The organism is Methylobacterium sp. D54C (genome assembly GCF_053345595.1).
The window spans coordinates 60,695-84,389 of record NZ_JBKFAK010000025.1; the positions used below are offsets into that span (position 1 = coordinate 60,695).

Consider the following 23,695-nt stretch of genomic DNA (forward strand, 5'->3'; position numbering starts at 1 on the left):
CCGCCGTGGGCAAGACCTTCCGGCAGTCGATGGCGTGGCTCCACGCCTGGTCGGGCCTCGTCGTCGGCTGGGTGCTGTTCGCCGTCTTCGTGACGGGCACGGCGAGCTACTACCGGCCCGAGATCTCGCAGTGGATGCGCCCCGAGCTCCGCACCGACCGGACCTTCGGGCCGGCGGAGCTCGCGGCGGCGGCCGAGCGCGGCGTCGCCCACCTGCAGGCCCATGCGGGCGGCGCGCGGACGTGGTTCCTCGCGCTGCCGCGGCCGGACCGGCCGGTGCTGGAGCTGTTCTGGCGGACGGGCCCGGGCCGCCCGCCCGGCCACGTCCTCCTGGATCCCGACAGCGGCGCGCCGGCGGCGGTGCGGGCGACGCGCGGCGGCGACTTCCTCTACCGCTTCCACTTCGAGCTGAATCTGCCGCCGCTCTGGGGCCGCTGGATCGTCGGCGCCTGCGCGATGATCATGCTGGTGGCGCTGATCTCAGGGATCGTCACCCACCGGCGCATCTTCGCCGACTTCTTCACCTTCCGGCGGGACAAGTCCGCCCAGCGGGGCTGGCTCGACGCGCACAACGTCACGGGCGTGCTCGCCCTGCCGTTCCACCTGATGATCACCTATACCGGCCTCGCCACCCTCATGGTGATGTACGTGCCCTGGGGCCTGAACACGGCCTATCGCGGCGACAGCCAGCGCTACTTCGCCGAGTCCGGCCAGATCACCGCGCCGCGCCCGCCCGCCGGCCAGCCCGGCACGCTCGTGCCGGTCGGGCCGCTGGTGGTCCGCGCCCTGGCGATGCGGCCGGAACCCCTGGAGCGGATCACGGTGGTCAACCCGGCGGACGCGCGCGCCACCGTGGTGGCGGTGTTCGAGGAGCCGCACGGCCTCTCCCACGAGCACCCGCAGATCGCCTTCGACGGCGTGACGGGCGCGGTCCTGGAGGTGCGCGCGGGCGGCCTGCGGCCGGCGACCAAGACGTTCACCGCGATGGTCGGCCTGCACGAGGCGCACTTCGCCGGCCCGGCCCTGCGGGTGCTGTTCTTCCTGTGCGGCCTCGCCGGCAGCGCCATGGTGGCGACCGGGCTGCTGCTCTGGGCGGTGGCGCGCCTGCCCAAGGGGGACGCGCCCCGGGGCTTCGGCCTGCGCCTCGTCCAGGGCCTGAATGTCGCGACGATCGCCGGCCTGCCCGCGGCCGTCGCCGCCTATTTCCTGGCCAACCGGCTGCTCCCCGCCGCGCTGCCCGCGCGGGCGGAGTGGGAGGTCGGGGCCTTCTTCGCCGTCTGGCTGCTCGTCGCCGTGGCGGCGCTCCTGCGCCCGGCCGGGCGGGTCTGGCCGGAGACGCTGACGGCGGCGGCCGCGTTGTACGGCGCCGTCGCGGCCGCGGATGTCGGGCGCCTCGTCGCGCTCCGGCTCGGCGGCGACGCGCCGGTCGAGCCGGTCTTCCTCGCCTTCGACGGCGCGATGCTGGCCCTCGCCGCCCTCTTCCTGCTCGCGGTCCGCACGATCGCGCGGCGCGGCGGAGCGTCCCGCGGCCCCGCGAAGGCCGCCGGGCTCTCGATCGCGGGGCACGCGCGGCGGGACCAGGCCCGGCCCGGCATGCCGGTACCGGGAGATCGGGAGCCGATATGATAAAATTAAACTGGTATATTGAACCCAGTGCGGCGAATTAATTCAAAATAATTCCCGAAGCCTGACATATATCGGATGCGCGTCGACTGTATCTGTGCAGAATGGTTCGGCCGGCATGCCAGCCGGTCGCGCCTGTGTCGTCGATTTTCACGCCCTTGATCCTTCGGCCCAGGCGTTCCAGCGCGGTCCATCCCAAGCGCACGCTGGACATGTCCCCGAGACCCAGAACTTGAGCCTCGAGGCGCGGCCCTCGGGGCTCTTTTTCTGCCGCGCCGGGCGATGCGGGCCCGGCGGCTGTTCACAGGCCCCGCGTCCCCGTACCAGAAGGCCACGGGAGCGGCAGGACGGGCATGCAGCGCATCACCATCACCATCGACGACGCCCTGCTGACGGCGGTCGACGACCTCTGCGCGCGGCGCGGCTACGGCAGCCGCTCGGAGGCGGTGCGCGACATCGTCCGCGACGCCCTGGCGCCGGTCCGCGCCGCGGAGCCCGACGGATCGGCGGCCTGCTACGGGGCGCTGAGCTACGTCTACAGCCACGGCACCCGCGACCTGGCCCGCCGGCTGACCGGCGAGGGGCATGAGCACGGCGTCTCGATCGCCAGCCTGCACGTGCACCTGACCCACGACGCGTGCCTCGAGGTGGCGGTCCTGCGCGGGCCGGTGGCCCGGATGCAGAGCTACGCCGACGCCGTCGTCACGCAGCGCGGCGTCCGCTACGGTCACCTGCACCTCATCCCGGAGGGTGACGACGCCCACGCCCATCCGGGCCACGGCGACGACGGCCCGGGGTGAGGGCGCCCCCCGCCCGCGATCCGGCGCCCCGTCGACTGCGCCCCACGCGCAACACGGCCGGCCTAATCCGCCCGTATGACTTTTTCATATGTTTATCATACGGGCGGCGTGCGAGAGTCCGGGGATCGCCACGCCTCGCCCGGTCTGCCGGTGTCCCGCCCGACTTCCCGCTCGACTTCCCGTCCTGTCTGCCGCCACCGGCCTGCCGCCCCCGGCCTCCGCGCCGTGACCCGGCTGCTTGCCGCGGGCGGCCTCGTCGTCGCGACCGCCGGGCGCGGCTGGGCGGCGCCTGAGGGCGCCCCGACACCGTCGGCCGTCACCCTGTCCGAGATCTCGGTGGTCCCCGCGGCGCCTCCAGTCATCCCCGCGACGGACGGGCCCGGCGCCAGCGCGGGCTATGTCGGCGGCGTCACCGGGATCGGCGGCGCCCTGCTGAGCGTCGACGCGGCCAGCGCCGGCCTCATCGGCGGGGCGGTCCTCAACGCCCGCCCGGTCACGCGGCCCGGCGAGGTGCTGGAGGCAGTGCCGGGCCTGATCGCCACCCAGCACAGCGGGGAGGGGAAGGCCAACCAGTACTTCCTGCGCGGCTTCAACCTCGACCACGGGACCGACATCGCCATCAGCGTCGACGGCATGCCGGTCAACATGCGCACCCACGCCCACGGCCAGGGCTACGCCGACCTCAACTTCCTCATCCCCGAACTCGTCGGCGCGGTGGAGTACCACAAGGGGCCGTACTTCGTGCGCGACGGCGACTTCGCCTCCGCGGGCTCGGTGCGCATCGACTATCTCGACACCGTGCGGGAGAATCTCGCGCTGACCTCGATCGGCAGCTTCGGCTACAAGCGGGCCCTGTCGATCGCCTCGGCCCCGCTGGGCGAGGGCACCCTGCTGGTGGCCGGCGAGGCGCAGGTCTACGACGGGCCGTGGACCGTCCCGGACGCGCTGCGCAAGCTCAACGGCGTCGCCCGCTACAGCCAGGGCACGGCGCTGGACGGGTTCGCGGTCACCGGCATGGCCTACGCGTCCCGCTGGACGGCCACCAACCAGATCCCGGAGCGGGCCGTCGGCGCGGGGCTGATCGGCCGCTACGGCACCCTCAACCCCAAGGATGGCGGCGACACCGCCCGCTTCTCCCTGTCGGGGCGGTTCAGCGCGACGGACGACACCGGCATCACCCGGGCCTCGGCCTACGTGATCCGCTACCAGATGAACCTGTTCAACGACTTCACCTACTTCCTCAACGATCCCGTCGGCGGCGACCAGTTCCACCAGCTCGACCAGCGCGTCCTCGGCGGCGGCGAGGTGCTGCACATCTTCCAGGGCGACCTGTTCGGCCGGCCGCTGGAGGTCGAGGTCGGCGCCCAGACGCGGACGGACTCGATCCGCGTCGGCCTGTTCAACACCGCCTTCCGCCAGTACCGCTCGACCGTGCTCGACGACCGCGTGCTGGAATCGAGCGGCGCCCTCTACCTCGACACGCGGGTGCGCTGGACCGAGTGGCTGCGCACGAGCGTCGGCGTGCGGGCAGACGGCTACTACGCCGACGTCCGCTCGGACACGCCGGCGAACTCGGGACGGGCCACCGACGGCATCGTCAACCCGAAGCTCGGCCTCGTGCTCGGACCGTGGTCCGACACCGAGATCTACGTGAATTACGGCGGCGGCTTCCACTCGAACGACGCGCGCGGCGTCACCGCCACGGTCGATCCCGCGAGCCCCCTGTTCAACATCACCCGGTCGCCCTTCCTGGTGCCCTCCACGGGCTACGAGCTGGGCCTGCGCAACCGGTCGATCGCCGGACTGGAGACGAGCCTCGCGCTGTTCCGGCTCGACTTCGCCTCGGAGAACATCTTCCAGGGCGACACCGGCACCACGGAGCCGAGCCGCCCGACCCGCCGGTTCGGCGTCGAGTGGACGAACCGCTACGCGGTGACGCCGTGGCTGTCCCTGGACGGGGATCTGACGATCACCAACGCCCGGTTCTCCAGCTACGACCCGGCGGGCAACCGGGTGCCGGAGGCCCCCACGACCATCGCGTCGGCGGGCGTGACCTTCGGCGAGCCCCTCGGCTGGTTCGGGAGCCTGCGGGTCCGCTATTTCGGGCCGCGCCCGCTCATCGAGGACAACGCGATCCGCTCCCGGGCGACCGCCCTGCTCAACGGCCGCATCGGCTACCTGTTCGACACCGGGGTGAGCGTCTCGCTGGACGTGCTCAACCTGACGAACAGCAAGGCCGACCAGATCACCTACGCCTACGTCTCGCGCCTTCCGGGCGAGCCCGCCGAGGGGCTGATCGACCGCGTCTTCCACCCGGTGGAGCCCACGGCCGTGCGCCTGACGATCGCCGGGCGGTTCTGACCGCCGGCGCCACGACGACACGCGGGTCCCGCCCCCCTCGCGGCAGACCCACGCCGTGACGGACTTCGTCCCGGCGTCCCGGTCGCGTCAGCCGCCGCTGCGCGAGACCCGGTAGTCGCGCGGGGTCAGGCCGTAGGTCTCCCGGAACGCGCGACTGAGCTGGGCGCCGCTCCCGAAGCCGTAGGCCTCCCCGATCGCGCCGATCGACCGCGGCTCCAGCGGATTGTCGAGGGCGGCCCGCACGGCCGCGAGGCGCTGCCGCGCGCGGTAACGCGCCACCCCACCTTCCGGCTCGAACAGGCGGTAGAGCTGGGAGCGCGATATGCCGAGCGCCCGCGCGATCGCGTCGATCCGGGGCGGCGTGTCGAGCTGGCCGCGGATGAGCCGCTTCGCGGTCCTGAGCCGGGCGGCCTCGAGCGGCGCGGCCGCGCGGGCCGCTCCCTCCAGGCTCGGGCGCGCGCAGGCCGCGACCATGTGGAGCGTGGCCTGCGCGATCGGGGCGGCGTCGGTCGCGGTGATCGCGCCGCTATGCGCGGCCAGGCTCCGGATATGGTCGGCGAGCAGGCGGCCCGCGCCGCCGGTCAGGATCAGCCCGTGCATCGCGTCCTCGTCCGGCAGCACGGTGGCGATGGAGGCGCGCGGGACGGCCAGGATCAGCGAGTCCGTCTCCGGCACCCGGCTGCGGCGGTACGGCTGCGACAGGTCGTTGAGGCTGACCGCGCCCGCCGGAACCTCCGCCACGCCCCGTTCGGTCTCGACGCTGTAGGCGTGCCGGCTGAGGTGCAGGACGAACCCGTCCTGACCGTCGCGCCGGATCCGGGAGCGGGATCGGGCCGGCGCCTGCGGTGCGGCGCTCATGACGCGCAGGGCCATCGGGCCGATCAGCGTCGTCTCGATCCGGCCCGAGAAGCCGTGCGGATCGGCATCGAGGTCGTGGGCTGCGAACAGCGCGCGCCACGCGGCGAAGCGGTCGCGCTCCGGCAGGGCATCCGTCGTGAAGAGGGAACGGGGTACGACGTTCACGGCGGGACCGATGAGCGAGGGTTGAGTGATTTTACCTTACGTTGCGCGATCGACCAGTGCGCACGGGACACAATCTACGATCTGACGCGATCGCTTCCGGAGGGGCGACTGGCTATACCGCTGAGCCATCGTCCCATCGCGGCAGTGCCGCGATGCGCCGACCTTCGAATTAAGAGGACTTGCGTAAAGCATAACGCGTTATATAAATCGTGTCGGGAGGACCGACATGCCGGCAGACATCCTCGACGAACTCGGGCCGCTGTTCCTGGGCAGCCGCCTCAAGCGCCTCGCCGACCGCTTCCAGGCCGACGCCGCCCGGATCCTGCGGGACGAGGGGCTCGGCATCCAGCCGGCCCAGTTCCCGCTCCTCGCCGCCATCGACCGCTACGGGCCGCTGACCATCGGCGACGCCGCCGCCGCCCTCGGCGTCAGCCAGCCGGCGGCCACGCGCACGGCGGCGAGCCTCGTCGCGCTCGGCTTGCTCGAAGAGGCGCGGTCGGACGCGGACCTTCGCCAGAAGGCGCTGTCGCTCAGCGGTGCGGGCGAGGCCCTGATGGCGCGCGCCAAGGACGCGCTCTGGCCGCGCGTCGACAGGGCCGTCGCGAGCCTGTGTGCCGGCCTGTCGGGCCCCCTGCTGGACCAGGTCGCCGCCCTGGAGCGCAGGCTCGACGCCGTCCCGTTCGCGGCCCGCATCCGCCAGGACGGCGCGGCCGGCGACGCCGCGACGGGCCTGACGATCCGGGACTACACGGACGCGCTGGCGGACCGCTTCCGCGACATCAACGCCGAGTGGATCGAGGCGATGTTCGCGCTGGAGGAGAACGACCGCCGGATCCTGTCCGATCCCCGCGGCGAGATCCTGGACCGCGGCGGGCTCATCCTGTTCGTTGAGTCGGCGGATCTCGGGATCGTCGGCACCTGCGCGCTGATGCGGACGGAGGCGGGCTGCTACGAGCTGACCAAGATGGCCGTGTCCGCGCGGGCCCGGGGCCGCAAGGCCGGCGAGCACCTGCTGCGGGCGGTGCTGGCCCGCGCCGCGGCCATGGAGATCGAGACGCTCTACCTGCTGACCAACACCAAGTGCGCGGCCGCCGTGCACCTGTACGAGAAGGTCGGGTTCCGGCACGACCCGGAGATCATGGACCGGTTCGGCCGGCGCTATGCCCGCTGCAATGTGGCCATGCGCTATCCCCTGTGACGCCGCGCGCCCGACGCGCCGAGGGCGACCCGTTCCCGGTCGTGCCGCCCGGCGCGGCGACGAAGCGCGGATCCCGGCCGTGCGCGGGCCCGCGCGGCGCCGCAGCGAGCCGCTCCCATCCGCGGAGGATAGCCGCGAGCTCTGCGTCAGATCTCGTTCAGCAGTGACGATGCGCGGACAGACAAAATGATGGGCGCGAAGAGTTCAACTGAAAATTGATTTGGGCGATCTGCTTGTGAGAGCATCAGCAACAGATCCCGTAACGGAATCTTATCGTCGCGCTTCCATCTTGGTGGCCCCGCTCTGGAGCTGCGCTCGGACAATGAAAGCTTGGTTCGCGAAACTCTCGATCCAGCACCGGCTGGTCGGAGCACTCGGGCTGCTCATCGTCTGTCTGCTCCTCGTCGGCGGCGTGGGCCTGCACGCCGTCGGCGATCTCGCCGAGGACCAGATCCGCCTCGGCAACGGCACCCTGCCCAGCGTGCGCTACGCCGGCGAGCTGCGCGGCAACGTGATCGACGTGCGCGTCAGCGTCGTGAACCACATCCTCTATCCCGAGGCCGCCCACATGCGGGCCGAGGAGGCGGCCCTGGCGAAGAAGACGGAGGCGGTGGCCGCGGCGATGCGCAACTACGCGCCGCTGATCGACGGTCCGAAGGAGCGCGCGCTCTTCGACGTGTTCGACCGGGAATGGAAGAGCTACCTCGCGGCGATCCCGGCCGTGCTGGAATACTCGCGGACGGGCCGCAAGGATCTGGCGCTACGCGAGAGCTTGGTCGGCGTCCGCCCCCACATCAAGGCGGCCTCCCAGGCGCTCGAGGAGATCGTGGCGCTCAACAACGCCAGCGGCGAGACGGCGATCGCCCAGGGAGCGGCCGCCGCCTCCGGCGCGAAGCGGCTCATGCTGGCGATCGGCGCCATCGCCCTCGTGCTCGCGACCGCGCTCGGTGCGCTGATCGTGCGGAGCATCGCCGCCAGTGTCCGCGCCGTGCTGGAACCGATGCGGCGGCTGGCGGCCGGGGACCTCGCGGTCGCGATCCCGCACCAGGGCGAGCGGAACGAGATCGGCCAGATCGCCGACGCCGTGCAGGTCTTCAAGGATTCGGGGATCGAGGCGCGGCGGCTGGCCGCCCTCCAGGCCGAGGCCGACGCCGCCAAGATGCGCCGCGCCGAGCTGCTCGACCGCATCACCCGCGGTTTCGAGCGGGAGGCCGGGGCGCTCACGGACGAGCTGACCGCCGCCGCCACCGAGATGGAGGCGACCGCCGCCTCGATGACCGAGATCGCCGCGCAGACCAACACCCTCGCGGCGAGCGTCTCGGTCGCCGCCGAGCAGACCTCCGGTAACGTCCAGCAGGTCGCGAGCGCGACCGAGGAGATGGCGGCCTCCGTGCAGGAGATCAGCGGGCAGGTGACCCATTCGGTCGAGATCGCCGCCTCGGCCATCGCCCGCGCGCAGGAGACCGGCACCATCATCCGGGAGCTGTCCGACAGCGCCGACCGGATCGGCGCGGCGGCCGGCCTGATCTCGGGCGTGGCGAGCCAGACCAACCTGCTCGCCCTCAACGCCACCATCGAGGCGGCGCGCGCCGGCGAGGCCGGCCGCGGCTTCGCGGTGGTGGCCGCCGAGGTCAAGACGCTGGCCGAGCAGACGGCCCGGGCGACCCAGGAGATCTCCGCCCGGATCGGCGCGATCCAGTCCGCCACGCGGGGCGCGGTGGAGGCGGTCCACGGCGTGAGCCGCACGATCGACGACATGTCGGGCATCGCCACCCACATCGCCTCGGCGATCGAGGAGCAGGGCGCGGCCACGCGCGAGATCGCGCGGAACGTCCAGGCGGCCGCGCACGGGACCCGGCAGGTCACGGGCCATATCGGATCGGTGCGCGAGGGGGCCGGCGAGACCGGATCGGCCGCGACGCAGGTTCTCGACGCCGCGCGCACCCTCGCGGTCCGGTCCGACGGGCTCAGCCGGGCCGTCCGCAGCTTCCTGGACGAGGTCCGGGCCGCCTAGAGCTGCGCCCGATCGAGGCGCGACGGGGCAATCGCCGAGCCCGTGCCGTCCGCGGTGCGGGCCCCTCTCCCGCACGGTAGAGGGGGCATGGCGTGGCTGCCCCGCCGGAGCGTCTGTCTCCCGGATCTATATTCCGGAACGGTGCACAACGACCGGGACCGCCGCCCGCGTGAGGCCCCGCGGGTCGACGCGCCGGTCGGCCCGGGGATCGGGCAGCCCCGCCCGCGCTCAGTTGCAGCCGTCGCAGATGCTGCGCTCGATCTTGTTGAGCCGGGCGCGCTCGTGCTCCTGCACGGCGCGCGGCGGCACCTCGCCCGGACCGAGGGACGTGCCGGGGGGTTTGGTCACGCCGAGGCTGTTGGTGTTCGGCGCCGTGATCGTCGTGGCCGGGCCGCCACCCGTGCCGGTCTGGTCGGGCGCTAGGCCCTGGGCCGCGAGGGTGGCCGGGACGGCCAGGCTCAGCAGGGCCAGGCCCGCGGAGCGGAAGAGGGTTCGGGTCATCGTACCTCCCGTCGTCGAGCGCGCGTGAAACAGCTTGGCAGTATCCGTCGCCTCCCGAAACCGCCTTCGTCCAGTCGTGAGCCGGATGGCTCCACTATCCACCGTAATCCGACTGGCCGATAGAGTCCCGACTGCGCTCGGAGCGATCGCTTGGCGGACCGGTTCGGCTGCCGGCCCGGTCGGTCCGATCCTATCGCGCGATCATCGGGCGAAATCTATCCAGTCGGATCTTAGTCGATCGCTAATAAATATTAGCTAAGTCTTTACAAGAGCGGGATCGGGTCCCGTCGGGAGCGGATCCGGGAACAGGGAGCCTCGCATGTGCGTCGCGTGTGACTGGGCGCCCCATTTCCAGGCCTTCGGGGGCGGGCGCGCCGTCAATCGGCGCGCGGTGCTGCGGTCGGGCGCGGCCATCACCGCGACGGCGCTCGCGCTGGACCTCGTCCCGACGGGCGCCCGCGCCGAACCGGGGAGCGGTCGCGCGGCCGCGGCGGGGCCCGCCGACGTCGTGTTCCACAACGGCCCGGTCTACACGGTAGCGGGGCCGGCCCCCTGGGCCGAGGCGGTCGCGGTGCGCGGCAACACCATCGTCCATGTCGGTGACGCGGCCGGCGCGCTGGCGCTGGCCGGCCCGGCCACGCAGGTGGTGGATCTCCAGGGCCGGCTGCTGATGCCCGGCTTCGTCGAGGGCCACACCCACCCCTTCCTCGGCGCGTTCCTGACGTCTGGGGTCGACCTGCAGCGCGAGAACCTCGACCAGGTCCTCGCGGCCATCGAGGCCTACGCGAAGGCGCATCCGACCGGGCCGATCCGCGGCTTCGGGTGGCGCGTCGACATGTTTCCCCCGGAGGGCCCCAACCGGGCCGAACTCGACGCCATCCTGCCGGACCGGCCGGCCTTCTTCTTCGCCATCGACGGGCATAGCCTGTGGGCCAATTCCAAGGCGCTGGCGATGGCCGGCGTCGACCGGGACACGCCCGACCCGATCCCGCGCTTCAGCTACTACGCGCGCGACCAGAAGGGCGACCCCACCGGCTACGTGCTCGAGGTCAACGCGGTCCTCGGGCTGGTCAACGCCGTGGAACCCATCAGCGTCGCCGCCATGGGCAGCCTGCTGGAGGGCTGGCTGCCCAAGGCCGCGGCCGCCGGCATCACCACGGTCTTCGACGCGGGCGTCCCGCCCGTCGGCAGCGATCAGGCCGCCATCATCGCGCTCTACGTGGAGGCCGAGAAGCGCGGCACGCTGCCGTTCCGCGTCTCCGCCTCCTACTCGGTGAAGTCGCTGCCGATCGACGACACGGTCGAGCAGTTCAACGCCGTGCGTCGGCAGGTCTCCGGCGAGCTCGTGCACGTCGACATCGTGAAGATCGTCGGCGACGGCTCGCAGGGCGGCTACACGGCGTGGCTGATCGAGCCCTACGCCGACCTGCCCGACTCGACCGGAGGGTCGCCCTTCACCGAGGCGCAGTGGCACGACCTCGTCGGCGCGGTCGACGCGGCGGGCTTCGACGTCCACGTCCACGCCTGCGGCGAGCGGACCGCCCGCGTCGCCCTCGACGCGATCGAGAAGGCCGTGGCGAACAACCCGGCCCGCGACCGGCGGCACGCCATCGCCCACTTGGTCTATGTCGAGGACAGCGACGCGCCCCGCTTCGCCCGGCTCGGCGTGACCGCGCAGTTCTCGGCCAACTGGTCGTCGGCCGACCCCGACACGCTGCAGAACATGATGGCGCGCTACGGCGCGCACCGCGCCAGCCGGATGTACCGGACCAGGACGATCCTGAAGCAGGGCGGGCGGGTCTCCTTCGGCACGGACTGGCCGGCTGCCGGCTACGTCTCGACCTACGAGCCCCTCACGTCGATCCAGGTCGGCGTGACGCGGCAGCTGGTCGGCCGGCCGGACGCGCCCGTGCTGAGCCCCGCCGACGAGCGCCTGACGGTCGCGGAGGCGATCCACGCCAACACGATGGGCGCCGCCTACCAGCTCCGCATGGACGACAGGATCGGGTCGGTGGAGGTGGGCAAGCGCGCCGACCTGATCGTCCTCGACCGCAACATCCTGACGATCGATCCGCACGAGATCCACCGGACCAAGGTCGCCCTGACCATGATGGACGGCGTCGTGCGGCACCGGGCCTGAGGAGCTGGCCGACCGGTCAGGGGCCCGGCGCGGCGCCGGCGGCCGTCCCGCCCGGATCCGCGAGCCGGTCCGCCACCAACCGGCAGAACGCCTCGGCCGCAGGCGGCATCGTCCGCCCGGCCTTCTTGATCAGGCAGACCGGACGCTCGAACAGCGGGTCGTCGATCGGCCGCGAACGGAGCAGGGGCTCGGCCCGGATCTCCCGCGCCGCGCCCGGGAGGATCGTCAGGCCGAGGCCGGCCCGGACCATGCTGACGGCGGTCATCATGTAGGTGGCCTCGCAGGCCACGCGGGGCAGGCGGCCCGAGCCAACGAAGGCGCGGTCGACCACCGCCCGCACGCTCGTGGCCGGGTCCATCAGGATCAGGGGGTGCTCGGCGAGCGCCGCGATCGTGACCTGGGGCAGCGCGCCGATCGGGTGATCGGCGGGATAGATCACGTGCAGGGCGTCGCGCGTCCGGTGCAGGACGCCGATCTCCGGATCGCGGACGTCGCCGCCGACGATGCCGAGATCCGCCTCCTCGTCGCGCACGAGGTCGAGCACCCGCTGCGCGATGACGTCCTTGATCCGAAACGTCACGGCGGGGTGCTCGGCGCGGAAGCGGACGATCGCGTCGGACAGCACGCTCGCCGCGAAGGACGGCAGCGTCGCGACGCGCACGACCCCGTGGCGCCGTGCCGCGAGGTCGCGGGTGTCGACCACCACGGCGTCGAGGTCGCGCAGCACCCGCTCGAACACGGGCAGCAGCTCGCGGCCGAGCCGCGTCGGCGCGACGGTGCGGCTGGTCCGGTCGAGGAGCCGCCCGTCGAGCATCTCCTCCAGGCGCTGGATCTGAACCGTCAGGGCGGGCTGCGACAGGTTCAGCAGGGCGGCCGCGCGGGTGAAGCTGCCGGCCTGGACGACGGTCACGAAGGCCCGCACCTGCCGCAGATTCAGATCCATCATCTCAGGCTATCGCTGCAATCCGATCTTTTCAATTGTGTCATGAAGTATTCCGCCGTTTCCTGACCCGATACAGGCGCGGATCCGAACCGCGCCGGCGCCAACGGGAGGAACGGATGCTGGCCCTGCTCGGCCTGTGCACGATCGCGCTGCTGCTCGCCGTCATCCTGACCAAGCGGATGTCGCCCCTCGTGGCGCTGATCGTCATCCCGGTCGCGGCTGCCCTGATCGGCGGGTTCGGATTCGACACCGGCAAGTTCGTCCTCGCGGGCCTGCAGAGCCTCGCGGGCGTCGTCGGCATGTTCGTGTTCGCGATCCTGTTCTTCGGCATCGTCAGCGATGCCGGGATGCTCGACCCGATCATCGACCGGATCCTCGCCCGGGTCGGCACCCGCCCCACCCGGATCGTGCCCGGCACCACCCTGCTGGCGCTGCTGATCCACCTCGACGGGTCGGGCGCGGTGACGTTCCTGATCACCATCCCGGCGATGCTGCCGCTCTACGACCGCGTCGGCATCGACCGGCGCATCCTGGCCTGCGCCGCCTCGATGGCGGCGGGCGTGAACTTCCTACCCTGGACCGGGCCGATGATCCGCGCCTCCGCGGCCCTCAAGCTGCCGATCCCCGAGATCTTCTCGCCCCTCGTGCCGGTTCAGGCGGTCGGGCTCGTCTTCATCTTCGCCGCCTCGTACTGGCTCGGCCTGCGGGAGGAGCGCCGTCTGGCTCTCGTCCCCGGGGCGACGGGGTCCGCGGGAGCCGCGCCCGGCCCGGCCACGACCGCCCGGACCCTCAGCGACGCGGAGCGGGCCCTGCGCCGGCCCGACCGCTTCTGGATCAACATCGTCCTCACGGCCGCGGTCCTCGGGACGATGGTGTTCCTGGCCGAGAAGGTGCCGCCGGCGCTGATGTTCATGCTCGGCACGGCGCTCGCGCTGGTCATCAACTACCCGCAGGTCGACGCCCAGCGGCAGCGCGTCGACGCGCACGCCAGGGCCGCGATCCTGATGGCCTCGATCCTCCTCGCCGCCGGCGTGTTCACCGGGATCATGCAGGGCAGCGGCATGCTCAGGGCCATGGCCCAGACGGCCGTCACCTTCGTGCCCCCCGAGATGGGGCGCCACATCCCCTTCGGGCTCGGCCTCGTGTCGATGCCCCTGTCGATGCTGTTCGACCCGGACTCGTTCTACTTCGGCGTCCTGCCGGTGGTGGCGGAGGTGGCCCACCAGCTCGGCGTCCCGCCGGTGCAGGTCGCCCAGGGGGCGCTGCTCGGCCAGATGACGACGGGCTTCCCCGTCAGCCCGCTGACGCCCGCGACCTTCCTGGTCTGCGGCCTGACCGGGATCGACCTCGCCGACCACCAGAGATTCACCTTCCCGTTCCTGCTGGCGGCCTCGGTGGTGATGACCCTCGCCTGCGTCGTCTTCGGCGTCTTCCCCATCTGAACCCCTCTGACAGCGGAGAGCGCGCCATGAGAACCGTCCGCCTCGGTGCCGGCGCCGGCTATGCCGGGGACCGCATCGAGCCCGCCGTCGAACTCGCCGAGCGCGGCGACCTCGACTACCTCGTGTTCGAGTGCCTCGCCGAGCGCACCATCGCGCTGGCGCAGCAGGCGAAGCTGCGCGACCCCGAGTGCGGCTACGATCCGCTGCTGGAGGCGCGCCTGCGGGCCGTGCTCGGGCCGTGCCGGGCCCGCGGCATCCGCATCGTCACCAACATGGGCGCGGCCAACCCGGTCGCCGCCGCCCGGAAGGCCGGGGCGCTCGCGCGGGAGCTGGGCCTCGCCGGCCTGCGGATCGCCGCGGTGACCGGCGACGACCTGCTCGACGCGGTGCGGGCGGGCGACTTCGTCCTGGAGGAGAGCGGCGAACCGGTCGCCGGCCTCGGCAACCGCGTCGTCTCGGCGAACGCCTATCTCGGCGCGGCGCCGATCGTGGCCGCCCTCGCGGACGGCGCCGACGTAGTCATCACCGGCCGCGTCGGCGACCCGGCCCTGTTCCTGGCCCCCCTGGTGCACGCCTTCGGCTGGGCGATGGACGACTGGGAGCGCCTGGGCCGCGGCACCCTCGCGGGCCACCTCCTCGAATGCGCCGGCCAGATCACCGGCGGCTACTTCGCCGATCCGGGCTGCAAGGACGTACCGGACCTCGCGCGCCTCGGCTTCCCCATCGGAATCGTGGCCGAGGACGGCACGGTCGAGATCACGAAGGTCGCGGGCTCGGGCGGTCGGATCAGCCTCGCCACCTGCAAGGAGCAGCTGCTCTACGAGGTGCACGACCCGGCGCGCTACATCCAGCCGGACGTGGTCGGCGACTTCTCCGATGTCGAGATGGAGCAGGTCGGCCCCGACCGCGTCCGGGTGCGCGGCGCGACGGGCGCGCCGGCGACGGGCCTCCTGAAGGTCTCGGTCGGGTACGTGGATTCCTATATCGGCGAGGGGCAGATCTCCTACGCCGGGCCCGGCGCCCTGGCCCGCGGCCGGCTCGCCCTGTCGGTGGTGCGCGAGCGCCTCGCCCTCACCGGCGTGGCGACGACCGAGCTGCGCTGCGACCTGATCGGCGTCGACGCGCTCCACGGCGCGGCGCTGTCGGGCGGGCGGGAGCCCTACGAGGTCCGCCTGCGGGTCGCCGGGCGGACCGAGACCCACGCCGAGGCCGTGCGGATCGGCAACGAGGTCGAGACGCTCTACACCAACGGCCCGGCCGGCGGCGGCGGCGCCTGGAAATCGGCCCGCGAGGTGGTGGCGGTGCAGTCGGTCCTCGTCCCGGCCGCCCTCGCCCGGCCGCGCGTGCACGTCGTCGAAGCCTGAGAGCCGGGAGACCCGAGGATGAAGCTGCGCACGCTCGCCCATGCCCGCACGGGCGACAAGGGCAACACGTCGAACATCGCGCTGATCGCCTACGACGCGGCCGATTACGAGCACCTCGCGGCGCACGTCACGGCCGAGCGGGTGCGGGCGCATTTCCGCGGGATCGTGACCGGCGACGTGACCCGCTACGCGCTGCCGAAGCTCGGGGCGCTGAACTTCGTGCTCACGGGCGCGCTCGGCGGCGGCGTCACCCGCTCCCTGGCCCTCGACGCGCACGGCAAGGGCCTCGGCGCCGCGCTCCTCGATCTGGACATCCCGGACCTCGGCGCCGGCCGAGCCGCACGCGGAAGCCCGAGACGGTGAGGGTCGAGGCCGCCGGGGCCTGATCGCGATGCGGGTTCGAACCAGAGGCCGCCCATGACCGTTGACGGTCGTTCAGCGTGACCGTTCGAAGAGCCCAGATGGACCGCCCCCGCCGCGTCGGACTGCCCTGGTACACCCCGGAGCAGTACCCAGCCCTGCGCACCAGCCTCGCGGACGGCGCCAAGCTGCCCCCCGACTACGAGACCTGGCGCGTCGCCACGGAGCAGATGGAACGGGAGGTGCAGCGCAGCGGCGTCGAGGTCGTGCGCGTGCCGGTCGAGCCGGAGATCTTCGCGGCGTGGTGCGAGCGCGCCGGGCTCCCGCGCGACGCCGCGGCGCGCGCCCGGTACGCGGCCGCCGCGCTGGCGGCGGACTGGGCCGTCTGAGAGCGGGCGCCCAGCCGGGCCCCGAGCCGGGCGATGTTCGGCGGGCTCCCGCGCCCGCGTCACGGATCACGTCGATCCCGCCATCCCTACCGGGTTGTCCTGCGAGGACTAGCACATCGCAGTAGAGAGGTTGCGCGCAACTCTTTTCCGCCGATCTCACGCGACTCGTCCCGACGGGTCGGTCCGGGGAAATCTCGCAAATTAGAATTATTACATGTTGATTTTGTCTCTGATCTGCAACTGAACTGCCGTTATAGGCTCACAGGCGAGCTTGACCTATTGCGTTCCTGTGCGGCGGCCGCGCAGATGGAGGTCTCGCAGCCGAATCCGACCGCGGCGGCTGCAGCGCCCAAGAGTTGCCTGCATGTGCGTCGATTTCGCTCCCGCTCCGTCCGATCGACCACAGAAGCGCCTCCCGTATTGGGGGCCGCTCCTGCTGTCGGCGGCCGTCGGTATCTCGTTGCCCGCCGACGAATTGGCCGCGCAGCCGGTGAGCGGCGGGCAGACTGCTGTCACCCTCGACGAGATCCAGGTTGTCGGACAGGGAGGATTGTCGCCCAACACGGCGACCGGGCCGGTCAACGGTTACGTCGCCAAGGCGAGCGCGTCCGGCACGAAGACGGACACGCCGATCATCGAGACGCCGCAGACGATCAACGTCGTGGGCGCCCGTCAGATACGCGACGAGGGGGCCTCGACGCTGGCCGAGGCCCTGGCCTACACGCCCGGCCTGAGCAGCCAGGCCGTGGGCGGCTTCGCCAAGGTCTCCGACGGCTTCACGATCCGCGGCTTCACCGTCGAGGCGGGCAACTCGGGGCTGCTGCGCGACGGCCTGAAGCTGCAATCGGGCGTCTATGACGGGACGCAGGAGCCGTACGGGCTGGAGCGCCTGGAGGTCCTCAAGGGCGCGGCGTCGATCCTGTACGGCCAGCTCTCGCCCGGCGGCATCGTCAACGCCGTCAGCAAGCATCCGCTCCAGACGCCGTTCAACGAGATGAACGTCAGCTTCGGCCAGTACAATCGCAAGGAAGTGTCGGGCGATTTCACCGGACCGCTCACCGACGACGGCGCGTGGTCGTACCGGCTGACCGGCCTGATCCGGAACAGCGACAGCTATCTCGCGTACACGCCCGACGACAAGCGCTACATCGCGCCCGCGATCACGTGGCGGCCGTCGACGGCGACCTCCGTCACGCTGCTCGGCTACTATCAGGAGATCCACACGCGCTTCCAGCCGCCGCTCTCGGCGGTCGGCACGCTGCTGCCCAACGGCCGGTTCCCCCGCTTCGCCATCGACCGGTTCTACGGCGAGCCCGCCTTCGACCGGTACGATTCCCGGTCGGGCGCGATCGGCTACCAGATCGACCACGCCTTCTCAGACTCGGTCCGGCTGCGCCACGCCCTGCGCTACTACCAGTCGGGGGTCGACTGGGACTACCTGACCCCGACATCCCTGCTGGCGAACCGGCAGGTCGCGACGCGCGGCGTCAGCATGCGCAACGAGAACGCGACGGGCGTGGCGTCGGACACCTCGCTCGAGACGAAGTTCGTCATCGGCCCGACCGCGCACACGCTGCTGACCGGCATCGACTACTACCGCAGCTTCCTGAACTCGGAGCGCTACACCAACGGCACCGTCGGCAATCTGAACGTCTACGCCCCGGTCTACGGCTTGACCTACCCGCGGATCAATTACGCGATCAACACCGGCTCGAAGAGCCTGCTCGACCAAGTCGGTATCTACGTCCAGGATCAGGTCAGGTTCGACCGCTTCGTCTTCCTGGCCGGCGGCCGCCAGGACTTCGCGCGCACGCAGGTCCTCACCTACCGCACCGGCGCGCAGCTCGATCAGAACGACAGCGCCTTCAGCGGGCGGCTCGGCCTGCTCTATCTCGGCGATTACGGGCTGGCGCCCTACGTCTCCTACAGCCAGTCCTTCCAGACCTTCGCGGTCACCGACCGGAACGGCAATCCCTTCCAGCCGTCGCTCGGCGAGCAGTACGAGGGCGGCCTGCGCTGGGAGGTCCCGGGCGCCGACACCCTGCTCAGCGCCGCGTTCTACCGGATCAACCAGACGAACGCGCTGGTGGCGGACCCGGTCAACCCGGTCTTCAGCACGCAGGCCGGGCAGGTCCGCTCGCAGGGCTTCGAGGCCGAGGCGCGGACGAATTTCGGCCCGCTGGAGGCGGTCGCCTCCTACTCGTACACCGATGCCCGGCAGACGCGGACCACGGTCGCGGCGAACTTCAACCAGCGCCTCGACCTCGTGCCCTACAACCAAGCCGGCGTGTTCGGCACCTACGACATGGGCCTGTTCGGGATCCCGGGCCTGCGGCTCGGCGGCGGCGTGCGCTACGTCGGCAGCTCGAACATCTCGGGCGCGACCTTCGACTCGCGCGCGGCGACCCTGTTCGACCTCGTGGCGCTCTACGATTTCGGCGTCGCCGACCCGAGCCTCAAGGGGTGGCGCGCCCAGATCAACGCCCGCAACGTCCTCGACCATTCCTACGTCACCTGCGTCACGGTGAATGGCTGCCGGTACAGCGAGCCGCGCAACGTGTTCGGGACGCTCACATACCGGTGGTGAGCCTCTCGCCGGCGGTCGCCCCCACGCGGGGCGGCGGGTCCGGACGCGGCGGGACCGCGCCCGGGCATCCGCGTCGGACAGCCGCCGTGACCCCGCCAGCGTCGGCCCCGGCCGGATCAGCGCGCGGTCCCTGATCCGACGCATCCCTGCGCCCGCCGCGGACCGGACGCACCGCGCGCTCCGGGTCCCCGCCGCCGCCGCGGCCCCTCGTCCCGCGCGCGGGAGCGGAGATCGGCGCCGTCCTGTCGGGATCGACGCGGGCCCTCGCGGAAGGGCCCTCGCCCGGATCAGGCTTCGGCCGCGTCGAGGGCCTCGGCGAACGCGTCCTGGAACGCGGTGCTCCGGAGGATGTCCAGGTGCCGCGCGCCGGGAATGATCCTCAGGTCCGCGACCGGCGCCAGCGCGCTCCAGTCGCGCAGGCGCTCCGGTCGCGTCAGCGAATCCGCGGCCTGGAAGACGTGCACGGGCCGCGCCAGCGGCGCGAAGGCGTGGCGCTTGGCCCGCACGCGCTTGTCCAGGAGGGCCCACAGCTCGAACTCGCGCGCCGTCAGGTCGGGCCCGTCCGCGGGCAGCTCCGGGTTGTCGATGAGGTAGGCGTCGAGCGCCTCCCGCTCGTCCGCGTCCATGCGGGCGATCAGCCCGCGCCACTGCTCGGCCATCCGCGAGCCCTTCAGCCAGTCCGCGCGCCGCCGCGCGGCCAGCGCCCGCGCCTCCGCGTCCAGAGCCCGCGGCGCCGCGAAGGGCACCGACTCGAACACGTCCACGAGGCCCAGGAAGTCGACGCGCACGCGCCCGTCGAGACGGCGCGCGGTCTCGTAGGCGAGGTCGCCGCCGGACGACCAGCCGACCAGCGCGCACCGGCCGCCCGGCGCGTGCGCGGCGATGCAGTCCGCGTAGGCGCCGCTCAGCGCGGGCACATCGTACCCCTGCCAGCGCGCCTCCGTGTAGACGTGGCTGACGAAGCCGTGGACCGGCCGCTCCGGGCCGAGCCGCGCGGCCAGCGCGGCGAACTCGGTCGCGTTGGCGATCAGGCCGGGGACGCAGAAAAGCGGAATCCGTCCGCCCTCGCGGCGGAGATGGACGATCTCCGGCCCGCGCGGAGCCGCCGGCGCGACGCGTTCGGCGAGGTCGGCGAGGCTCTTCGCGCCGAGGATCTGGGCGAGGGTGAGGGTCTTGCCCCCCGCGACGCCCTGTCGGCGGATGCGCGCGAGCATCTTCAGGCTCAGGATCGAGTCGCCGCCGAGGTCGGCGAAGGCGTCGTGGCGGCCGATCGCGGACGGATCCAGGCCGAGGAGGTCGGCCCAGAGGGCGGCGAGTGCCCGTTCCGTCCCGTCCCGGGGCGGATCCTTTCCGTCCGTCCCGCGCGCCGCCTCCAGCGAAGCCAGGGCGCGCCGGTCGAGCTTGCCGTTGGGGGTCAGGGGCAGCGCGTCGAGCCGGGTCAGGCTCGTCGGCACGAGGGCCGGCGGCAGGCGCTCGGCGAGCCGGGCGTCGACCGCGGCGAGGTCGAGGTCCGGGTCGGCCACGACGTAGCCGGCGAGGCGCGGGCCCTCCGCCCCGTCGGCCTCCGGTTCGGCGAGCGCGATGACGGCGGCGTCGCGGATTCCCGGAAGCTCGCGCAGGGCCGCGGCCGCCTCGCCGGGCTCGACCCGATGGCCCCGAATCTTCACCTGGTCGTCGGCCCGGCCCACGAAGGCGAGGCTGCCGTCGCGGAGAAGCCGGACGCGGTCGCCGGTCCGATAGAGGCGCGCCCCGGGGCCGGCGTGCGGGTCCGGAACGAACCGCTCGGCGGTGAGGCCCGGCCGGTCGAGATAGCCCCGCGCGACCTGCGGCCCGCCGAGGTAGAGCTCCCCCGTCGCCCCCGGCGGCACCGGTGCGAGGAATCCGTCGAGCACGCGCGCGCGGACGCCCGGGAGCGGCGTCCCGATAGGCGCGCCGCCGGCCCAGCGTACGGCCCCGTCCTCCGGGCCGAGCGCACCGCCCCGGTGTTCCGCCCCCGCGCGGACCTCCTGGCACAGCGCGCCGACCGTCGCCTCGGTCGGCCCGTAATGGTTGACCACCCGGCAGCCGGGCTTCAGCGCGGCGATCCGGTCGACGAGGGGCCAGCGCAGCGCCTCGCCGCCGAGGATGATGAGCCGTTCTGGCAGCGCGGCGGCGGGGTCGGCCGCCTGGAGCAGCGCGCCGAGGTGGCTCGGCGCGATCTTCAGGGCGTCGATCCTCCGGCCCCCGGCCGCGTCCCCCCCGACCGCGGCGGCGAAGCGGTCGGGGTCGAGGGCGGTCTCGTGGTCGAGGAGGTCGAGTTCCGAGCCGCCGGCCAGCGCGCCGAACAGCACGGTGTTGCCCAGGTCGGCCGCAACGGTCGAGGCCATCGCGACGCGGCCGCCGACGGGCAGGCCGACGCGCGCGAGCATCCCGGCCACGTACTGCGCGAGGCCGCCGCGGGTCACGACGACCCCCTTGGGCCGGCCCGTGGAACCCGAGGTGTAGAGGATGTAGGCCGCCGCGTCGGGATGCGGCGGCGCGGCCGCGAAGGGCGGGGCCGCTGCGTCCTCGGCCGGGTCGAAGCGCGCCGCGATCACCGGCCGGTCGGGCCGGTCGCCCGGGACCGGCTCGCCCAGGACGAGGCAGGCCCCGCACTCGGCCACGAGGTCGGCCCGGCGGGCGGCCGGGAGGCCGGGATCGATCGGCACGTAGGCGGCGCCGGTCTTGAGGATCGCCAGGAGGCCGAGCACCCATTCGGGGCCGCGGCCGAGATGGAGGGCGACCCGCGTCTCCGACCTCGCCCCGTCTGCGGCCAGCCGCGCGGCGAGGCGGTCCGAGGCGGCATCCAGCTCGGCCCGGCTGTGGGAGCGCCGGCCCTGCCGCAGGGCGGGCGCCTCCGGCGCCTCGGCCGCGCGGGCGCGCCAGGCCGCGACCACGTCGAGCGCGACCCCGTCGAGCGCGGCCGGGTCCGTCGCCGCGGCCGGGGCGGGGCTCGCCAGCGCGTAGAGCGGGCGGTCGGGTTCGGCGACGGCCGCGGCGAGCAGCGTCGCGAAGGCCTCGGCCAGGCCCGCGATGGTCTCGGGGTCGAACAGGTCGCGGGCGAAGGCCAAGCGGCCGCACAGGCCCTCGGCGGAATCGACGAGATCGAGGCTGAGATCGAAGTGGACGTCGCCCCCGTCGAGGCCGCGCAGCCGCATCGGCCGGCCGGCGAACCGGGCGTCGGGCGGGGGCGCGGCCTGCTCGGTGACCTTGACCTGGAACAGCGGGTGGAGTCCGGGCCGGCGCTCCGTCGCCGACGCCGCGACGATCCGGTCGAACGGCAGGTCGGCGTGCGCCTGGGCGGCCAGAAGCCGATCGCGGACCTGCCGGAGATGAACGCGGAACCCGTCGCGCGGGTCGACCCGCGCCCGCAGGACCCCGACGCCCGTCAGGTGGCCGACCATGCCGCGCGTCTCGGGCCGCGCGCGGTCGGCGAGCGGCAGGCCGACGCGCACGTCCGCGCCGTCGCCGTAGCGGGCCAGCGTCAGGGCGAACCCCGCGAGGGCGGCCATGAACGGCGTCGCGCCCTCGCGGCGGGCGAGGCTCCGCAGGGTCTCGCTCACCCCGGGCGGGATCCGGAACGCGTGGATCCCGCCCGACGCATCACGTTCCGCGCGGCGGGGCCGGTCGAGGGGCAGCGGCGTCTCGGCCGGGGACGCGCCCAGCTCCGAGCGCCAGTACGCGGCTTGGCGCTCGGCCTCCCCGGCCTCGAGCCGGCCGTGCTGCCAGAGGGCGTAATCCGCGTACTGCACGGGCAGCGGCGGCAGGCCGTCGGCCCCCGCCTCCCGCGACCGGGCCGCGTACAGGGCGTCGAGGTCGCGCAGCAGCAGGGGGATCGACTGCCCGTCGGCGGCGATGTGGTGCAGGCCGAGCAGGATCCGGTCGGTGCCGTCCCCGAGGCGGTGCAGCTCGACGCGGAGCAGGGGGCCGGCCTCCAGATCGAACGGCGTGCGGGCCAGGGCCTCCGCGAGGGCGTCGCTGCCGGCGGCGTCGAGCCCCTCGCGGACCCGGATCGGGACCGGGGCGGCCGGGTGGACGCGCTGGCACGGCTCGCCCTGCGGATCCAGCCCGAAGGTGGTGCGCAGCGGCTCGTGGCGCCGCACGAGGTCGTCGACGGCGGCCTGGAGCCGCGCCGGATCGAGGGTCCCGGCGATCTCGACGATGCCGGTCAGGTTGTAGGCCGGGCTCAGGGGCTCGCGTTGCCAGGTCAGCCACAGGCCGCGCTGCGCCGCCGAGAGCGGCAGCGCCGTCCTGTCGCCGTCCGCCGGGACGATCGGCAGGGTGGCGAAGTCGATCCCGTTCTCGGCGAGCTTGGCGAGGAAGGCCCGGCGCTGCTCCGGCGCGAGCCGGGCGAAGCGTCGCGCGATCTGCGTGGCCTGAAGGGTCATGTCCGCGTCGCTCCTGCCGCCGTCTCGATCGCGTCGAGCCAGCTCTCCATGTCGGTGAGGTCGGCCGCCCCGGCCCCGCCGGTGCTGCCGGTGCTGCCGTCCGCGTCGATCCGGGCGGCCAGATCCGCCAGCGTCGGGTGATCGAAGACCGCGCGCAGCGGCAGGCGCGGTCCCAGGCTCTCCTGGACGGCGGCGACGAGCTTCATGACGAGGATGGAATCGCCGCCGCGCTCGAAGAAGGTGTCGGACCGGGCGACGGCGTCGGGGCCGGGCAGGCCGAGCACCGCGGCCCAGAGATCGGCGAGGCGCCGCTCGGTCGCCGTGCGCGGCGGGTCGGCGTCCCGGGCGGGCGCGTCCGCGTCGGGCTCGGGCAGGGCGCGGGCGTCGAGCTTGCCGCTCGTCGAGAGCGGCAGGGCGTCGAGCAGGACGATCGCGGCCGGCACCAGGGCCTCGGGCAGGTCGCGGGCCAGGGCGCGGCGCAGCTCCTGCGGGTCGGGGTGCGCGCCCGGCGCGGGCACCGCGTAGGCCACGAGCCGCGCGGGGCC

The 23,695-nt window shown here is 73.1% G+C and carries 16 protein-coding genes; 11 read left to right on the forward strand and 5 right to left on the reverse strand.

Annotation, left to right across the window (positions count from 1 at the left end; translation table 11 throughout):
- Window positions 1-5 precede the first annotated feature (5 nt).
- The 3 genes from ACLBYB_RS28045 (at window position 6) to ACLBYB_RS28055 (ending at window position 4,783) form a co-directional block, all read left to right on the forward strand.
- Window positions 6-1,625 carry a PepSY-associated TM helix domain-containing protein gene (locus tag ACLBYB_RS28045; protein ID WP_447700730.1) on the forward strand — a complete coding sequence of 540 codons (1,620 nt, stop codon included), beginning with the start codon at window positions 6-8 and terminating at the stop codon, window positions 1,623-1,625.
- A gap of 350 nt (window positions 1,626-1,975) precedes the next feature.
- Entirely contained in the window at window positions 1,976-2,422 is a 447-nt protein-coding gene (gene nikR / locus ACLBYB_RS28050) for a nickel-responsive transcriptional regulator NikR (RefSeq protein WP_447682426.1), read from the forward strand.
- A gap of 336 nt (window positions 2,423-2,758) precedes the next feature.
- Window positions 2,759-4,783: a TonB-dependent receptor gene (locus ACLBYB_RS28055; protein ID WP_447700740.1), complete on the forward strand. Its 2,025-nt coding sequence runs from the start codon at window positions 2,759-2,761 to the stop codon at window positions 4,781-4,783.
- Between the two features lie 87 nt (window positions 4,784-4,870).
- Here ACLBYB_RS28055 and ACLBYB_RS28060 read toward each other — a convergent pair whose 3' ends face one another.
- On the reverse strand, window positions 4,871-5,806 hold the full coding sequence (locus ACLBYB_RS28060; RefSeq protein ID WP_447700731.1) for a helix-turn-helix domain-containing protein: 936 nt from the start codon (window positions 5,804-5,806) through the stop codon (window positions 4,871-4,873).
- Window positions 5,807-6,032: 226 nt separating this feature from the next.
- Between ACLBYB_RS28060 and ACLBYB_RS28065 the strand changes: the two genes are divergently transcribed.
- Complete coding sequence (locus ACLBYB_RS28065; RefSeq protein WP_427510173.1) at window positions 6,033-7,004, forward strand: bifunctional helix-turn-helix transcriptional regulator/GNAT family N-acetyltransferase; 972 nt, start codon at window positions 6,033-6,035, stop codon at window positions 7,002-7,004.
- Window positions 7,005-7,326: 322 nt separating this feature from the next.
- On the forward strand, window positions 7,327-9,018 hold the full coding sequence (locus ACLBYB_RS28070; protein ID WP_447700732.1) for a methyl-accepting chemotaxis protein: 1,692 nt from the start codon (window positions 7,327-7,329) through the stop codon (window positions 9,016-9,018).
- A gap of 228 nt (window positions 9,019-9,246) precedes the next feature.
- On the opposite strand, the gene ACLBYB_RS28075 is transcribed toward ACLBYB_RS28070, so the two are convergent.
- A complete protein-coding gene (locus ACLBYB_RS28075) occupies window positions 9,247-9,519 on the reverse strand; it encodes a hypothetical protein (RefSeq protein ID WP_020094328.1) in 273 nt (90 codons plus the stop codon).
- 319 nt (window positions 9,520-9,838) lie between these two features.
- Here ACLBYB_RS28075 and ACLBYB_RS28080 point away from each other — a divergent pair, with 319 nt between their 5' ends.
- A complete protein-coding gene (locus ACLBYB_RS28080) occupies window positions 9,839-11,659 on the forward strand; it encodes an amidohydrolase (protein ID WP_447700733.1) in 1,821 nt (606 codons plus the stop codon).
- 16 nt (window positions 11,660-11,675) lie between these two features.
- Here ACLBYB_RS28080 and ACLBYB_RS28085 read toward each other — a convergent pair whose 3' ends face one another.
- A complete protein-coding gene (locus tag ACLBYB_RS28085; protein ID WP_447700741.1) occupies window positions 11,676-12,602 on the reverse strand; it encodes a LysR family transcriptional regulator in 927 nt (308 codons plus the stop codon).
- 116 nt (window positions 12,603-12,718) lie between these two features.
- Here ACLBYB_RS28085 and ACLBYB_RS28090 point away from each other — a divergent pair, with 116 nt between their 5' ends.
- The 5 genes from ACLBYB_RS28090 (at window position 12,719) to ACLBYB_RS28110 (ending at window position 18,744) form a co-directional block, all read left to right on the forward strand.
- Window positions 12,719-14,044, forward strand: a complete 1,326-nt coding sequence (locus tag ACLBYB_RS28090; RefSeq protein ID WP_447700734.1) for a CitMHS family transporter — start codon at window positions 12,719-12,721, stop codon at window positions 14,042-14,044.
- A 26-nt stretch (window positions 14,045-14,070) separates the two neighbouring features.
- Complete coding sequence (locus ACLBYB_RS28095; protein ID WP_447700735.1) at window positions 14,071-15,408, forward strand: acyclic terpene utilization AtuA family protein; 1,338 nt, start codon at window positions 14,071-14,073, stop codon at window positions 15,406-15,408.
- A gap of 18 nt (window positions 15,409-15,426) precedes the next feature.
- Window positions 15,427-15,771 (forward strand): AtuA-related protein, encoded by a 345-nt coding sequence (locus ACLBYB_RS28100; RefSeq protein WP_447700736.1) that lies wholly within the window; start codon window positions 15,427-15,429, stop codon window positions 15,769-15,771.
- A 98-nt stretch (window positions 15,772-15,869) separates the two neighbouring features.
- The gene (locus ACLBYB_RS28105; RefSeq protein WP_020094334.1) at window positions 15,870-16,157 is read left to right on the forward strand and encodes a hypothetical protein; all 288 of its coding nucleotides are present in this window, start codon (window positions 15,870-15,872) and stop codon (window positions 16,155-16,157) included.
- A gap of 550 nt (window positions 16,158-16,707) precedes the next feature.
- Window positions 16,708-18,744, forward strand: coding sequence for a TonB-dependent siderophore receptor (locus ACLBYB_RS28110; protein ID WP_091927680.1), 2,037 nt, complete (start codon window positions 16,708-16,710; stop codon window positions 18,742-18,744).
- 287 nt (window positions 18,745-19,031) lie between these two features.
- Here the strand turns inward: ACLBYB_RS28110 and ACLBYB_RS28115 are convergent, their stop codons facing one another.
- Together ACLBYB_RS28115 and ACLBYB_RS28120 are read right to left on the reverse strand one after the other, a co-directional pair.
- Entirely contained in the window at window positions 19,032-23,150 is a 4,119-nt protein-coding gene (locus tag ACLBYB_RS28115) for an amino acid adenylation domain-containing protein (RefSeq protein ID WP_447700737.1), read from the reverse strand.
- Window positions 23,147-23,695: phosphopantetheine-binding protein (locus tag ACLBYB_RS28120; protein WP_447700738.1), on the reverse strand; the 549-nt coding region annotated here is incomplete at its 5' end. The genes ACLBYB_RS28115 and ACLBYB_RS28120, both read right to left, overlap by 4 nt.

Bases quoted from the DNA above. Each gene is read 5' to 3' on its own strand.
- nikR (WP_447682426.1), top strand. From the start codon at position 1,976: ATGCAGCGCATCACCATCACCATCGACGACGCCCTGCTGACGGCGGTC.
- ACLBYB_RS28070 (WP_447700732.1), top strand. From the start codon at position 7,327: ATGAAAGCTTGGTTCGCGAAACTCTCGATCCAGCACCGGCTGGTCGGA.
- ACLBYB_RS28090 (WP_447700734.1), top strand. From the start codon at position 12,719: ATGCTGGCCCTGCTCGGCCTGTGCACGATCGCGCTGCTGCTCGCCGTC.
- ACLBYB_RS28105 (WP_020094334.1), top strand. From the start codon at position 15,870: ATGGACCGCCCCCGCCGCGTCGGACTGCCCTGGTACACCCCGGAGCAG.
- ACLBYB_RS28080 (WP_447700733.1), top strand. From the start codon at position 9,839: ATGTGCGTCGCGTGTGACTGGGCGCCCCATTTCCAGGCCTTCGGGGGC.
- ACLBYB_RS28100 (WP_447700736.1), top strand. From the start codon at position 15,427: ATGAAGCTGCGCACGCTCGCCCATGCCCGCACGGGCGACAAGGGCAAC.
- ACLBYB_RS28095 (WP_447700735.1), top strand. From the start codon at position 14,071: ATGAGAACCGTCCGCCTCGGTGCCGGCGCCGGCTATGCCGGGGACCGC.
- ACLBYB_RS28075 (WP_020094328.1), bottom strand. From the start codon at position 9,519: ATGACCCGAACCCTCTTCCGCTCCGCGGGCCTGGCCCTGCTGAGCCTG.
- ACLBYB_RS28085 (WP_447700741.1), bottom strand. From the start codon at position 12,602: ATGGATCTGAATCTGCGGCAGGTGCGGGCCTTCGTGACCGTCGTCCAG.
- ACLBYB_RS28115 (WP_447700737.1), bottom strand. From the start codon at position 23,150: ATGACCCTTCAGGCCACGCAGATCGCGCGACGCTTCGCCCGGCTCGCG.
- ACLBYB_RS28065 (WP_427510173.1), top strand. From the start codon at position 6,033: ATGCCGGCAGACATCCTCGACGAACTCGGGCCGCTGTTCCTGGGCAGC.